Origin of the sequence: Phaeobacter sp. NW0010-22 (genome assembly GCF_040365955.1) — a bacterium.
GTDB lineage: Bacteria > Pseudomonadota > Alphaproteobacteria > Rhodobacterales > Rhodobacteraceae > OMPR01.
The window spans coordinates 125,348-139,096 of sequence record NZ_BAABWT010000012.1; the positions used below are offsets into that span (position 1 = coordinate 125,348).

General features: G+C 52.7%; 10 protein-coding genes, 1 pseudogene and 1 riboswitch. Of the genes and pseudogenes, 6 read left to right on the forward strand and 5 right to left on the reverse strand.

The genetic code is table 11. From position 1 onward, the window contains the following. The 4 genes from ABWV33_RS21545 (at window position 1) to ABWV33_RS21560 (ending at window position 4,270) form a co-directional block, all read left to right on the forward strand. Window positions 1-408, forward strand: coding sequence for a DUF2160 domain-containing protein (locus tag ABWV33_RS21545; protein ID WP_353333715.1), 408 nt, complete (start codon window positions 1-3; stop codon window positions 406-408). Between the two features lie 80 nt (window positions 409-488). Beyond that, window positions 489-881, forward strand: a complete 393-nt coding sequence (locus ABWV33_RS21550; protein WP_502930930.1) for a BlaI/MecI/CopY family transcriptional regulator — start codon at window positions 489-491, stop codon at window positions 879-881. Beyond that, the gene (locus ABWV33_RS21555; protein WP_353333717.1) at window positions 868-2,013 is read left to right on the forward strand and encodes a M56 family metallopeptidase; all 1,146 of its coding nucleotides are present in this window, start codon (window positions 868-870) and stop codon (window positions 2,011-2,013) included. The genes ABWV33_RS21550 and ABWV33_RS21555 overlap by 14 nt, the downstream gene beginning before the upstream one ends. 298 nt (window positions 2,014-2,311) lie before the next feature. Further along, window positions 2,312-4,270, forward strand: a complete 1,959-nt coding sequence (locus tag ABWV33_RS21560; protein WP_353333719.1) for a bifunctional 2',3'-cyclic-nucleotide 2'-phosphodiesterase/3'-nucleotidase — start codon at window positions 2,312-2,314, stop codon at window positions 4,268-4,270. Window positions 4,271-4,323: 53 nt separating this feature from the next. On the opposite strand, the gene ABWV33_RS21565 is transcribed toward ABWV33_RS21560, so the two are convergent. From ABWV33_RS21565 to katG, 5 genes are all read right to left on the reverse strand, one after another. Further along, window positions 4,324-4,749 (reverse strand): pseudoazurin, encoded by a 426-nt coding sequence (locus tag ABWV33_RS21565; RefSeq protein WP_353333721.1) that lies wholly within the window; start codon window positions 4,747-4,749, stop codon window positions 4,324-4,326. A 17-nt stretch (window positions 4,750-4,766) separates the two neighbouring features. Next, a complete protein-coding gene (locus tag ABWV33_RS21570) occupies window positions 4,767-5,531 on the reverse strand; it encodes an ABC transporter ATP-binding protein (protein WP_353333723.1) in 765 nt (254 codons plus the stop codon). Next, on the reverse strand, window positions 5,528-6,580 hold the full coding sequence (locus ABWV33_RS21575; RefSeq protein WP_353333725.1) for a FecCD family ABC transporter permease: 1,053 nt from the start codon (window positions 6,578-6,580) through the stop codon (window positions 5,528-5,530). Before ABWV33_RS21575 ends, ABWV33_RS21570 begins: the two co-directional genes overlap by 4 nt. After that, window positions 6,577-7,593 (reverse strand): ABC transporter substrate-binding protein, encoded by a 1,017-nt coding sequence (locus ABWV33_RS21580; RefSeq protein ID WP_353333727.1) that lies wholly within the window; start codon window positions 7,591-7,593, stop codon window positions 6,577-6,579. Before ABWV33_RS21580 ends, ABWV33_RS21575 begins: the two co-directional genes overlap by 4 nt. A 141-nt stretch (window positions 7,594-7,734) precedes the next feature. Next, window positions 7,735-7,931: riboswitch (cobalamin riboswitch) on the reverse strand. 265 nt (window positions 7,932-8,196) lie between these two features. Next, the gene (gene katG, locus ABWV33_RS21585) at window positions 8,197-10,374 is read right to left on the reverse strand and encodes a catalase/peroxidase HPI (protein WP_353333729.1); all 2,178 of its coding nucleotides are present in this window, start codon (window positions 10,372-10,374) and stop codon (window positions 8,197-8,199) included. 529 nt (window positions 10,375-10,903) lie between these two features. Between katG and ABWV33_RS21590 the strand changes: the two are divergent. Together ABWV33_RS21590 and ABWV33_RS21595 are read left to right on the forward strand one after the other, a co-directional pair. Then, window positions 10,904-11,903 (forward strand): annotated as a pseudogene (locus ABWV33_RS21590) (IS30 family transposase). Window positions 11,904-12,498: 595 nt separating this feature from the next. Next, a complete protein-coding gene (locus ABWV33_RS21595) occupies window positions 12,499-13,644 on the forward strand; it encodes an aromatic ring-hydroxylating oxygenase subunit alpha (RefSeq protein WP_353333730.1) in 1,146 nt (381 codons plus the stop codon). Window positions 13,645-13,749: the final 105 nt, after the last annotated feature.

Genomic DNA, 13,749 nt, shown 5'->3' on the forward strand with positions numbered 1-13,749 from the left:
ATGGGTATTTTTTGGCGCATTCTTGGGAGCTTGTTGGCCTTTAGCAGTTCAGCATCGGCGCAGGGCTGGGGCAATGTCACCAAGAAAGAGGTGGACGAGGGGTTTTCGTGGACTGCTCCGCTGTGGCCGTCTTTTTGGATGGCATGGACACCGGCCACCTTTCTGTTGTTCTGCGGAATTTTTGGTGCAATCGCGGTGATCGGCGTGCTGGAAGTGGTCAAATATCGAGACGGTATTGAACGGCGCGGCATTCTGGGACTGACCACCACTTTGGGCGACAGACTGTTTATCTCTCTGCTTGGAACGGCATACATCTTTCTGGCGTGGTTAGGAATTTTCGGTCAGCCTCTTTGGTGGCCGTTGGCGATCAGCATAGCGTGGGGCGTGTTCTGCTTCCGAAAAGTGTAATCTTTTGCATTTTACAACGAAATGTTTAGTATTTGCTTTGAGCGGGTATTGAATATGCGTTTCCTCAGGATGGAACGGTGATGAAAAAGAAAAAAAGCGACTTACTGACCGAAGTGGAACTGGAGTTCATGAGTGAACTTTGGGCTATTGAGGAAGGCACTGTTCGGGATGTTCTGGCACGTCTGCCGGAGTCCCGGAACCTCGCGTATACTTCGGCCGCGACCATCCTGCGTATTCTGGAGCAAAAGGAATTTGTTACCAGCAGGAAAGAGGGGAAGAGTCACGTCTACATTCCCACTCTGGCGCGTGATACTTACCAGTCCCGTTCGCTCAAGGATCTTTCAGCAAAGCTGTTTGATGACACACCGGCGTCCCTTGTGGCGCGTCTGGTCAATGATGACGAACTGACAGAAGAAGCATTGGGGCAAATCCGGGCACTTGTGGATCGGAGGTTGAAGAATGATTCCGGGTGAAATTCTGCTGGATGCTTTTGTAAACGCAAACATCCTGATCTGTGTTGCCTATCTGTTGTGGCGCTGTGTCCGAGAAGCGATGGCGCGTTCAGGTATAGGGCAAGCTTACGGTGCACAACTGCAGATCCTAAACAGTGTTTTTCTCCTGATTATTTTTTCCCCACTTATTACCATGGCCTACCGATCCTTGCAAAATGTCGGGATGGCAGGCAGCATGAATTTCAACCTGTCAGATATGGTCGTTTCCTACTATCTGAATGGCGGCTTTGAAATGAAGGCATCCGACCTCGAAGGTCTGATCCACATGCGCGATACCTTTATGTTGAACGTGATCAATGGTACGGGATGGGGTGCGAAAATCGCCATCGCCCTTTTCTTGATTGGTTTCACGCTTGGGGCTGTGCGCCTGATCTATTCGATGACCTGCCTCTACAAAATTGTCGCCCAAAGCTATGCTTGGCGCGGTTTTGGGCGTGTTCGCCTTCGGTTGTCTGACCGTACTTTGGTGCCGTTTTCCACACGTGGGCTGCGGTGCTATTATGTTGTTCTTCCTTCCCACATGCTGGCCGAGTCTCATGAGCTCAAGGTCTCGATTGCACATGAGTTGCAGCATATTCGTCAAGGCGATCTGGAATGGGAAATCTTCCTCGAAGCGCTTAAACCGCTGTTCTTTATGAACCCATTCTTCCACGCATGGAAAAGGCAGGTCGAAGATTTGCGCGAGTTCAGCTGCGATAGCAAGGTTTTGAACCGCGGTGTCATAGATGTCAGAACCTATTGCGATACCTTGCTGTCGGTGTGTCAGAACACCCTGCGGCGCGACCGCGCGTTTGTTATTGCGGTTCCCAAAGTAACGTTAGTTACTGCCGACCGAACCTCAGCGCGTGAGGGTAAGCTGGGCATGCTAGAGCATCGTATTCTATCTGCTTTAGAACACCGTCCGGTGAAAAGACAAAAAGCCCTGTCCCTTACGGTTGTTTTGCTGCTGGCGATTACGCTATCGGTCACTACGATTTCAATTCAGCGGTCTGGGGACTGGAGCCAAGATCGATTGATGCTATCGACCGTTGTGAACCTTGAACGCCTTGACGAAATAAACCGCTTGTCAACATTCGGGCGCATCAGAAACTAGGGCGGTTTTCGAGTCTCAGATGAAAGCGCGCACCGTTCGCAGTTAGGTGACAGGAGCGATTTAGACGAAACGTGTTTGTGCCGAGGTTGGGCAAACATCCGCACTGCAGCCGTTCAGTGACGATTATCAACTCTTGGCGCGGCCGCGTAGATGTCCGTTTGGAGGTGCTGCAACAAGTAGTCACACGCTTCACATCATGCACGGTATAGTTGATCGAATCTATAATCAGCCATAAGCTGATTTCTTTCATTGATGAATGCTGTCGTTAAATTTGCTCAAACATAACAGGATCTTAATTATGCCTCTCTCTATGAATCGTCGCCATTTCCTCGTGGGAACAGCGGGTCTTGTCGCCATGCACCCATTTTCAGTTTCTGCTGCGGGCAACCAAGCACACCTGCGTCTCATGGAAACGACTGACCTGCACGTGCATGTTTTTCCGTATGATTATTATGCCGATAAACCCCGCGATACTGTTGGGCTTTCGCGTACAGCGTCCTTGATTCAAGGGGTGCGGGCCGAGTCCACAAATTCGCTTTTGCTAGACAACGGCGATTTCTTGCAAGGCAACCCGATGGGCGACTACATCGCCTATGAGCGCGGTATGAAAGAGGGCGACAGCCATCCGATCATCAACGCAATGAACGCGCTTGGCTTTGATGCCTCGACACTGGGCAACCATGAATTTAATTACGGTATTTCGTTTTTGATGAAATCCTTGGCAGGGGCGGAGTTCCCTGTTGTTTCGGCCAACGTGGTCAAAAAGATGGGCGCTTCTGCAACAGAAGACACCACACTGATCAAGCCATACGTGATCATGGAGCGCGAGATCACCGATGGTAGCGGTGCGACGCATCCGATCAAGATTGGACTAATCGGATTTGTGCCCCCACAGATCATGAATTGGGATCGCAAGCATCTGGAAGGCAACGTGCAAACCCGCGATATCGTCGCGACAGCCAAGGCTTACGTTCCACAAATGAAAGAAGAAGGCGCAGATCTTATCATCGCGCTCTGTCACTCTGGCATTGGGGGCGCAAATGCCGAAGATGGGATGGAAAACGCTGCGATCCCGCTGGCGGCAGTTGAAGGCATTGACGCGATCCTTACGGGTCATAGCCACCTTGTTTTCCCATCTTCGAAATATACTGACATTTCTGGCGTTGACACAGAGGCAGGCACCATTGGTGGCAAACCCGGGGTCATGGGTGGATTCTGGGGCAGCCACATGGGTCTTCTCGACCTATTGATCGAACGGGACGGCAACAGCTGGCGCGTGCTTTCACATACGGCTGAAGCCCGACCAATTTCGAAACGCAATGAAGATCGTTCGTATACTGCACTTGCCGAGGATTACGCCCCAGTGTTGGCTGCAGCGACCAAAGAACATGAAGAGACTCTTAAGTACGTGCGCACAGCCGTCGGCAAAACAGACGCGCCGCTGCATAGCTACTTTGCCCTCGTTGCAGATGATCCATCTGTGCAAATCGTATCCAACGCGCAGCTATGGTACATAAAAGAGCAAATGGTCGGCACCGCTTACGAAGGTTTGCCCATCCTTTCTGCTGCTGCGCCATTCAAGGCCGGTGGCCGCGGAGGCCCAGAGTATTACACTGATGTGCCGGTTGGGGATGTGGCGATCAAGAACGTCGCCGATCTTTACCTTTATCCCAATACAATCCGCGCGGTGAAGGTGACGGGGCAGCAGGTCAAAGACTGGCTGGAACGCTCAGCGGGCATGTTCAACCAAGTCGAAGTGGGCGAACAGGACGCACCTTTGCTGAACCCAAGTTTCCCGAGTTATAATTTCGATGTGATGGACGGTGTAAGTTATCAAATCGACCTTTCTCAGCCATCCAGATTCAACAAAGACGGTGCAGTCGCAAGTGCAAATTCCAGCCGCATCACCAACCTCATGTTTGATGGTGCCCCGCTGGACATGGACAAAGAGTTCATTGTGGCCACTAATAATTATCGAGCGTCAGGGGGCGGCAGCTTCCCCGGTGCCAAGGGCGACACGGTCGTCTTTGAAGGACCAGATACAAACCGCGATATCATTGTGCGCTATTTGGTTGATCAAGGCACCGTGAGCCCCAAAGCAGATGCAAATTGGTCCTTTGCTCCGCTTGCTGACACTACGGTAATATTTGAAACGGGTCCTGCGGGTGCTGGCTATGCGGAGAGCGTCGAAGGCGTGTCAATCGAGCCAGCTGGAGCGTCCGACACAGGTTTCGCGAAGTTTCGCATAAAGCTCTAAACTGCTGAACTCGCAATCCGAGCCCGTCAAGTTGGGTTCGGATTGGTGGGCATTCATTCTGACAGCTCGGCAATATAGGCAAGCAAGCGATCCCGTGCGCGTGATGGTAACTCGGCAGGTAAATTGTGGGGCAGCGCTGGTGTAGGGCCCACCTGAATCAACATGACCATACCCATGGCAAAATGGGGTGTGCATTTGATGCCATAGAGGCCTGGAATGGTGAACGTAATTTCGATCTCTTCGTTGATTTTGCCTTTGAATGGCGTTGCACCATCAGGGGCCATACCGTCGATACTTGCGGCGTTGTGGCCGGGACGAGTTGCCAAAAACCTCACAGAATCGCCAGACGAGATCCGCAAAAAATTTGGCGAATAAACCATCGAACCAGTTTCATTGCGATTGAGCATCTCAACTTCATGCAACTCGGCGCTGGCGAAGTTCGGGATTAAAAAGAGAAACAGGGCAAGTAAAATTCGCATGAGGTGTCAGTTGCCCTTCACATGGCCGTGTGGAATCGGATGACCCGAGATTGATCTGCCGGATCAGTAAGGAAATGGGCGCAAACGCCAAAGACTTCGCCTAGTAAATCTCCGGTTAAGATCTCATCTGGTGTTCCAACCGCCCTAAGCTGCCCGTTCTGCAACACGCAGATTCGGTCACAAAGCATTGCTTGGTTGAGGTCGTGCAAGGCGATGACTGCGGTGACGGGAAGGCGCGTAACCAAATGCAGGATCGAAAGCTGGTGGCGAATATCGAGGTGATTGGTTGGTTCATCTAGCAGCAAAACCTTTGGCTGTTGCGCCAACGCTCGGGCGATATGAACCCGCTGGCGTTCACCACCCGACAACGTATGCCAATGTCGGTGATTGAAACCAGTCAAGTCGACATCTGTCAGCGCGCGCGCCACGATAGCATCGTCTTGAGAGCCCCAGCCGCGCAGGGCAGAAAGCCAGGGCGTACGGCCCAACTCCACAGCATCGCGCACTGATATACGATCAGCAGTGTCTGCATGCTGTTCAACCAATGCCACCCGCTGAGCAATGTCGCGCTGACGCAGCTGCGTCATGCTCTGGCCGTCAAGATGAACGGAGCCCCTGTTCGGTTTGCGGATCCCCGCAAGCATGCGCAGGAAGGTGGATTTACCGGATCCATTTGGCCCAATCAGACCCAGCTTTTCACCTTCGTTCACAGTTAGGGAAATGTCGCGGACGATTTGCTTGCCCTGTGTTTCCCAACCGAGGTTCTCGCACGACAGGATCATCGGGAGGCCCGCCCGTTAATTAAGATAAGGGCAAACACGGGCGCACCGACCAACGCAGTGACAACTCCGATTGGCAAGACCTGACCGGGGATAATCACGCGTGAAATCACATCTGCAAAGATCAAAAACACAGCGCCCGCTAACGCCGAGGCGGGCACCAGTATGCCGTGTCGATGGCCAACCATGAACCGCATCGCATGGGGGATCACTAGACCCACAAAGCCGATTGCCCCGACGACCGAGACCATCACGGCGGTGACCAGAGCGGCGATACCGATCAGGGTCAACTGCACCCGTTTCACGGAAACTCCCAGTGACGCTGCGCTGTCGGCTCCGAATGTAAATGCATCCAGTGCGCGTGTATTCCATAGACAGACCCCGACCCCGAGTACTGCCGCTGGTACGACGGTTGTTACATCGGGCCAACGGACCCCTGACATATTGCCCATCAGCCAAAACATGATTGCGCGGGATTGTTCGGCGTTGGCGGATTTTGTAATCAGAAACGTGGTTATGGCGTTGAACATTTGTGACCCCGCGATCCCTGCCAGCACAATGACGCTCGCCGCACGCAGCCCGGCGCCACCACCAGCAGCATGGGCGAGCAGAGCGACAAAACCAAAGGCCATCAAGGCACCCGTAAACGCGCCAAGGGACAGGGATATCAGCCCTCCGCCCAAGCCGATTACCGTGACCGCAACCGCGCCGGTCGACGCGCCGGCCGAGATCCCCAGAAGATAAGGATCCGCCAGCGCGTTGCGCAGCAGTGCCTGTAAGATGACGCCGGACAAGGCCAAACCCGCGCCGCAGCAGGCCGCCACAACCGCGCGGGACATGCGATAGTTCCACACAATGCCCTCATCAATCCGGTCCACTGGATAGCCAGCATCGAACAGTTTATTGGCGAGTACTTGCAGCACCACGTTGGCTGGAATGTTGGTTTCCCCTAGCGAGGCTCCAAATAACAGCGCGGCCAAAAGCACTGGGGGCACTACAAGCCCCCAATGCCAATGAGACCGGCGATAAAAAGGCCGGTCTATTGCCGTCATTGCGTCAAACCAAATCCGGGCAGTTCTTCTGCGATCTGCTCAAGCGCATAGATGGCGCGGACGGTTGGGCTCATCGCGTGGGCATCGATTGTGATGATCCGGCCTGCCTTTACGGCGGACATCTCTTTGGTCACCGGATCGGTCATCAGGAAGGCGCGCTTTTTCTCGATGTCATCCGCTGGGAAGCGGCGGCGATCCATTTTTGCGAGCACAATGAAAGTGGGGTCAGCCTTGGCGATGGTTTCCCAGCCGACCAATGGCCATTCCTCGCCAGAGGTCACCACGTTGTCGATGCCCAGCTTATCCATCATGTAAGCCGGCACGCCTTTTTGTCCGGCAACGTAGGGATCGGACTCCATGTCTGCGGATGAAAACCAGAACAGTGCTGAGCTGCCTTGAGACAGGTTCAGTGCCTCGGCCTTGGCAATGGCCTGCGCCTCGCGTGTTTTCAGGTCGCGGACCAATGCGGCCCCAGCGACCTGTGCATCATAGATTTCCGCAAGCTGTTCAATGCTGGTATAAAGTTGATCGGTTGAGAACAACTCGGACCGGGTACCGTCAGACCCAACAGTATTGTCCTTGGCGGCGCAATCGGTGGGCATCACATAGGTTGGCACATTCACGTCGTGAAACATCTCGCGTGTAGCCACCATGCCTTCGGCACCTACGTGCCATTCATACATGACTGTGACCAATTCCGGCTTCTTACCAACGACACTTTCAAAGCTGGGATCATTATCCGCAATGCGTTCGATCTTATCATTGATGTCCTTGAACGCAGGCAGAACCGGGTTGAACCAGACCGAGGTGCCAGTGATTTTGTCCTGTTGGCCCAACAGGTAAAGAATTTCAGTCGTGGACTGACCGATGGTGACCGTGCTTTCAGGGGCTTTCTCAAAGGTAATAGTGTGACCGCAGTTCTCCAAATATAACGGATATGCGGTTTCGTTAGCAAAAGCGGGTACGCTGAGCACAGTGGCCAGCGCAGTCAGCGTGATAATTTTGGATGTCATTGTATTGGCTCCGGTAGATCCGATGCCGGGGTTTTTGGAATAGAAAAAAGGCCAGCGTCCGAGCAGGCAAATGCATCAATCCATGCACAGCGCAAAAGAGACAGTCGCATCGCGATCCTTTCCCGAGCAACCCCGCCCGGTGGTTCAGTTTACATGTCGGCAGGTCTCCTGACTGGCGGATTGTAGCGTTCCCCGCCTTCCCAGACCTAAGGGTCCAGTGGCAATATGGGGTTGGCTCACCGCCTACAGTTGCGGGGGCAGTTTCGGTTCGTCCGGATAAACCCGAACGGCGAATTCCCTCTTAGGTCCCGAAGGACACCGACACGCGTCCATACTCATTTATAGGATTTTTCGTCAATACCCGAATTGAGGGACAGGTAAATTACCCGAAACAACAATGTGAGAAGGAATACGACGCAAAATGCGAGTGGGCACAGTGCTATACGCGCGGCGGGGGCAAGTTTTGAACCGTGCCTTTGTGATAGCCCTAAGGACCGAAACGAAATGACAAGCAGTAGGTCCATGAAATGCTGTGAAAAAGAAAAACGAGCGCCCCAGTGCTTAGAGGCGCTCGTTTAGGTCTTCAAATCTGAAGCAGATCGATCAGTTTAGGTCGAAGCGATCTGCGTTCATAACCTTGTCCCATGCTGCCACAAAATCAGCTACAAATTTGCCGCCAGCATCGTCTTGGCCATAAACTTCGGCCAAGGCGCGAAGCTGGGAATTTGAGCCAAAGGCGAGATCGACGCGCGTTGCGGTCCATTTGACGTCGCCTGATGCGCGGTTGCGACCTTCATACGTACGATCGCCTTTCATTGACCATTCCGTGCCCATATCAAGCAAGTTCACGAAGAAGTCGTTCGAAAGCGTCCCGACTTTGTCAGTGAAGACACCATGTGTGCTCCCTCCGTGATTGGCGCCCAGTACGCGCAGCCCTCCGACAAGCGCGGTCATTTCCGGCGCGGTCAATGTCAGAAGTTGGGCCTTGTCGATCAATAACTCCTCTGGAGAGATTGAATACTCCTGCTTTTGAAAGTTACGGAAACCGTCGGCAACAGGCTCCAAATGACCGATGCTTTCCACATCAGTCATATCCTGTGCTGCATCGCCACGGCCAAGTGTGACTGCAACATTGACGTCGTGGCCTGCATCCTTGGCAGCCTTCTCGATGGCCGCTGCGCCACCAATCACGATAAGGTCCCCCATTGATACCGACTGAGGTGAGGCTTTCTTGATGCCCTCCAATACTCCTAATACCCGTGCCAATTCTTCCGGCTCGTTTGCTTCCCAGCGGTTCATAGGTTCGAGTCTGATACGCGCACCATTTGCTCCGCCACGCATGTCCGAGCCACGGAAGGTCGAGGCTGACGCCCATGCGGTTTTCACCAGATCAGAGACTGACAGCCCCGAAGCCAGAATGGATGCTTTCAACGCCCTGATATCGAGATCGGTTGCAGTTTCTGACGCTGGAATCGGATCTTGCCAGATCATCTCTTCGACCGGGACTTCTTTGCCCAGATAACGCGCACGTGGCCCCATGTCGCGGTGGGTCAACTTGAACCAAGCGCGGGCAAAGGCTTTCTGGAACTCCTCTGGGTTCTCGTGAAAGCGCTTAGAGATCGGGCCATAGATCGGATCCATACGCATCGCCATATCGGCGGTGGTCATCATGGTAGGAACCTTTTTGGACGGATCATGCGCCTGCGGTGCCATATCCTCTTCGGTGACCCCAACCGGCTCCCAGATCCATGCACCTGCGGGCGATTTCGTCACGTTCCAATCATAGCCGAACAAAAGGTCGAAATAACCATTGTCCCACTGAACCGGGTTCGCCGTCCAAGCGCCTTCGATACCTGAAGTTGTGGTATCGTCACCCTTGCCCGTGCCATGGGTGTTGATCCAACCAAATCCCATCTGTTCTATCGGAGCAGCTTCTGGCTCGGGACCCACCAAGCTAGGATCTCCAGCACCATGCGCCTTGCCGAAGGTGTGCCCCCCGGCAATCAGCGCCACGGTTTCCTCATCGTCCATTGCCATGCGAGCGAAAGTTTCGCGTACATCGCGGCCCGAAGCGAGCACGTCTGGTACACCATTTGGTCCTTCAGGATTTACGTAGATCAAACCCATTTGAACAGCAGCAAGCGGGTCTTCCAAATCACGCTCGCCCGAATACCGGCTGTGGGGGTTTTCGTCGGGTGCAAGCCATTCGTTTTCAGCCCCCCAGTAGACATCTTCTTCTGGTTCCCAGACATCGGCGCGGCCACCAGCGAAACCGAATGTTTCACCGCCCATCGATTCAATCGCGACGTTGCCAGCAAGGATCATGAGGTCGGCCCATGAGATTTTGTTGCCATATTTCTGCTTGATCGGCCACAACAGGCGCCGTGCCTTGTCGAGGTTGCCGTTATCCGGCCAGGAGTTTAGCGGCGCAAATCGCTGTTGACCGGTGCCTGCACCGCCGCGTCCATCGGCGGTGCGATAGGTGCCCGCACTGTGCCAAGCCATGCGAATGAACAACCCACCATAGTGACCATAATCAGCAGGCCACCAATCCTGACTATCGGTCATCAGTGCACTCAAGTCTGCTTTGAGCGCTTCTAGATCAAGCGTCTTGAATGCGGCTGCGTATTCAAAACCATTCCCCATGGGATCGGATTTGGTCGAATTTTGATGCAGGATGCGAAGGTTGAGTTGGTTGGGCCACCAATCCTTATTCGAACGCATTCCCACGTTTGTTGCACCATGTGCGACCGGGCATTTCCCTACGTTGTTTCCGTCCATGTTCTCACTCCCGTTCAGGTTTTCGGTTGTTCAGGTGGATTGTCAAACTCGTGTCCGACTCCGTGACTTCAGACTAAGCGGTAAGATTGATAATAAGAAATTTATATTTCAAATAGTGACCATAACTTATGCCTATGATTGATATCAAAACCTGACAGCTCCAGTGCTTTGCTAAACTCGAAGAACATCTCCATTCTAGCTAGGCAGCCCGAGCGCGCTGTACTTTTCACACCGTTTAGTCACACAAGTTCAAGCAATGAGGGGAATGGGCGGCGAAGACTTCTGAGCATTCGTGTATAAGCTCGTCAACTAATGGGTTTGCCTTGTTAGGCGCATTTCAGTGACCACGGCCCCTAAACCAAATTCCTGTTTTAGGGGATCTGGCGTTCTGGGGTTTTGATTTCACTGGGTTAACAATTTTTTTAACATAACATTGATTACACGAACACCTTCACCAAGCAGGGCGCGCGCTACCCCCAACTGCGACTCTTGTTAGAAAACAGTAGTTTATCTGACCAGAGGAACCGCTATGGGTACGTCTTACACGCAATTGAGTATCACAGAACGACGCAGAATAGAACGCTGGAGGCACGCAAAAGTCCCGGTCGATGAGATGGCGCGCGTTTTGAAGCGTTGCAGGTCGACGATCTTCCGGGAACTCAAACGCAATCACTTCTCAGATGAGAGCATGCCGAAGCACGATGGCTACTACGGTGCCGCTGCACATCTGATGCAGGCGGATCGTCGTGCACGGGACCGTAAGCTCATCAAATATCCCGAACTGTGCAAAAGTGTGATCGAGCGGATCAAAGACGGCTGGACGCCCGAGCTGATCGGCAACCGCATGATCCAAGAACGAGCAAAGCCGCGCGTGTTCCAAGAAACGATATACCGCTACATCTATTCCAAAGATGGTATGCGTGATGACCTGTGGTGGTACCTGCCCACGCATCGTGTTGCCCGTCGCCCACGGCGCATGCGCAAGCGTCGCGAACCCAAATTCCATCGCGATGTCAGCATTCTGTTCCGCCCCGATGACGTGGCCCACCGCCGCCAGTTTGGGCATTGGGAGGGCGATTTGATGTTGTTTAAACAGAATCTTGGGCAGACAAACGTCACTTCGCTTGTCGAACGGGTCAGCCGGTTCACTGTGATCCTGAAGAACCCGAACCGTCGCACCAAACCTGTGATGGGCAAGATCATCGAAGCGATCAAAGACCTGCCCCATCAAGCACGTCGGTCGATCACCTTTGATCGTGGATCAGAGTTCATGGACAGGCCGCACCTTGAGGCTGAGATAGGGACGCAAACGTGGTTCTGCGATCCGTCCTCACCTTGGCAAAAAGGAACAGTCGAGAACACCAACCGCCGCGCCAGACGTTGGCTTCCGTGCAAACGTGACATCAGATCAATGACGGACCAGGACATGAAAAATCTGTGACAGACTGAATAATACGCCGCGAAAATGCTTGGGATGGAAAACACCCGCAGAGGTCTTCCGCGAAAAAATGATGGAGGAAATGAGATGATGCCCCTACCCTAAGCCCAACAAGAGTCGCAGTTCAACTATCGCTCACACAGTACACATCCTAAACTGGGAAGCGATCTTTCCTCTTTTCTAAGGGAAAGTGTGGATAACAATTCATGCACCCGAATGAGTTAGATCTAACCGAACGGCGCCCAGTCGAAGGTCTTTTGAATCAAAAAGGTCAATCTCACAGGGATGGCGCGACGGATCGATCACGACCGTCTATCGCAAGGCTAAGCGCAATTTCTTCAAGGACGGAGAGCAGCCTATCCTCATTGGCTATTACGGGATATTTGCACTCATTTCGGCGGCCAAAATCTATGCAGTACTTCCCAAAATAATGCGTATTGCCTCCATGTTGGCGACAACAGTTCAAGGTTTAAAGCACCTATTTCTGAGATGTACTCTCTACCCAGCCAAGCTTGCTAACCACCAAAAGTGACATTTCATCTTAGTTGCAACACTCGGTGCAGTGCGAGCCTTTCCATTTTGCAGGCTACAACGTCGCGCGAAGTTTTATCTTGGCGCACATCAAGCATGTGTGTTAGTAATCTGTGATCACAGTTTACACATTCCAGAGGAATCAGATGCCCGGCATGCAAACGATGACAGTCGAAAAACTCCGTCAGGAACTGACAAACCTAAAGGCGTTGGATCGCGAGCAGGCTCGAACCATGCCAACCAGCTTTTACACCTCAGAGAACTTTCTTGAGCTCGAAAAGGAACACATTTTTCATCGAGAATGGGTTTGCCTTGGTCATGTAGGTGAAATCCCGAATGCCGGGGATTTTTACACGACAGAACTTGTTGATGAGCAGCTTTTGGTGTCACGCGGTCATGACGGCGAAGTCTATGTTCTTTCCAACGTATGTCGCCACAGGGGCAACATGGTTGAAACAAATGAACGCGGAAACCGTCGGTCATTTGTTTGCCAGTATCATGCCTGGACCTATGATACAGATGGATGCCTAAAGACCGCACCATTGATGAAAAAGGCCAAGAACTTTGACTTGAAAGGGTGTCGCCTTCCTCAGTTTAAAACAGAAATCTGGAACAACTTCATTTTTGTAAATCTGGATGGCAAGGCTGCGCCGCTGACTGAACAGCTAGGTGGTTTGCAAGACATTTTACAAAACTACCATCACGAAGACCGCAATCTCTTGTTTTCAGACACCGCTGTTTGGGGAACCAACTGGAAAAACCTGACCGAGAACTTCATGGAAGGGTATCATCTGTTTTCAACACACCCGCAAACATTGCAGCCAATGACGCCAACCCAGTTGTGTAAAAAAGTTCCAGGACAGGACCGTTGGACCGCATACCGGGCGTATTACCACTCCGATTTCCCCCCGCGTGGCCCCTTCCACCCTGACATGACCGATGAAGAGAAAAACAACTCTGTTTTGTTCAACACCTTCCCCAGCTTTGTCTGTGCGGTGGCGTCCAACTATACGTTGTTCCTGTGCTTGCGTCCGGCCGGTGCTGACAAGGTTGCCATTCGCTGGGGTGTCTGTGGCTTGAAAACCGACCCGACGGATCCGGAAGTTGTCGATTACGTCAATTTGTGTAAGTCGTTCAACGCAGAAGACAAAGAGAAACTTGAGACTCTGCAAATCGCGCAAAACACGCGGTATTATTCCAGTGGGCCCCTGGCACCAGACGACCTAGAGGGCACCATATGGGACTTTCTTGGGTATATGGAAAAGATGCTTGGGGCAGAAAAAGAGCTTACCGAAGTCTAACGCCCCCTGCTCTGAACTCTAATGATCTTGATGTGCCCCGCGTTAGGCACATCACTCTCTCTCCGATCGAAAGGACGCGAAATGATGCGCACTCGTGCAGCCGTA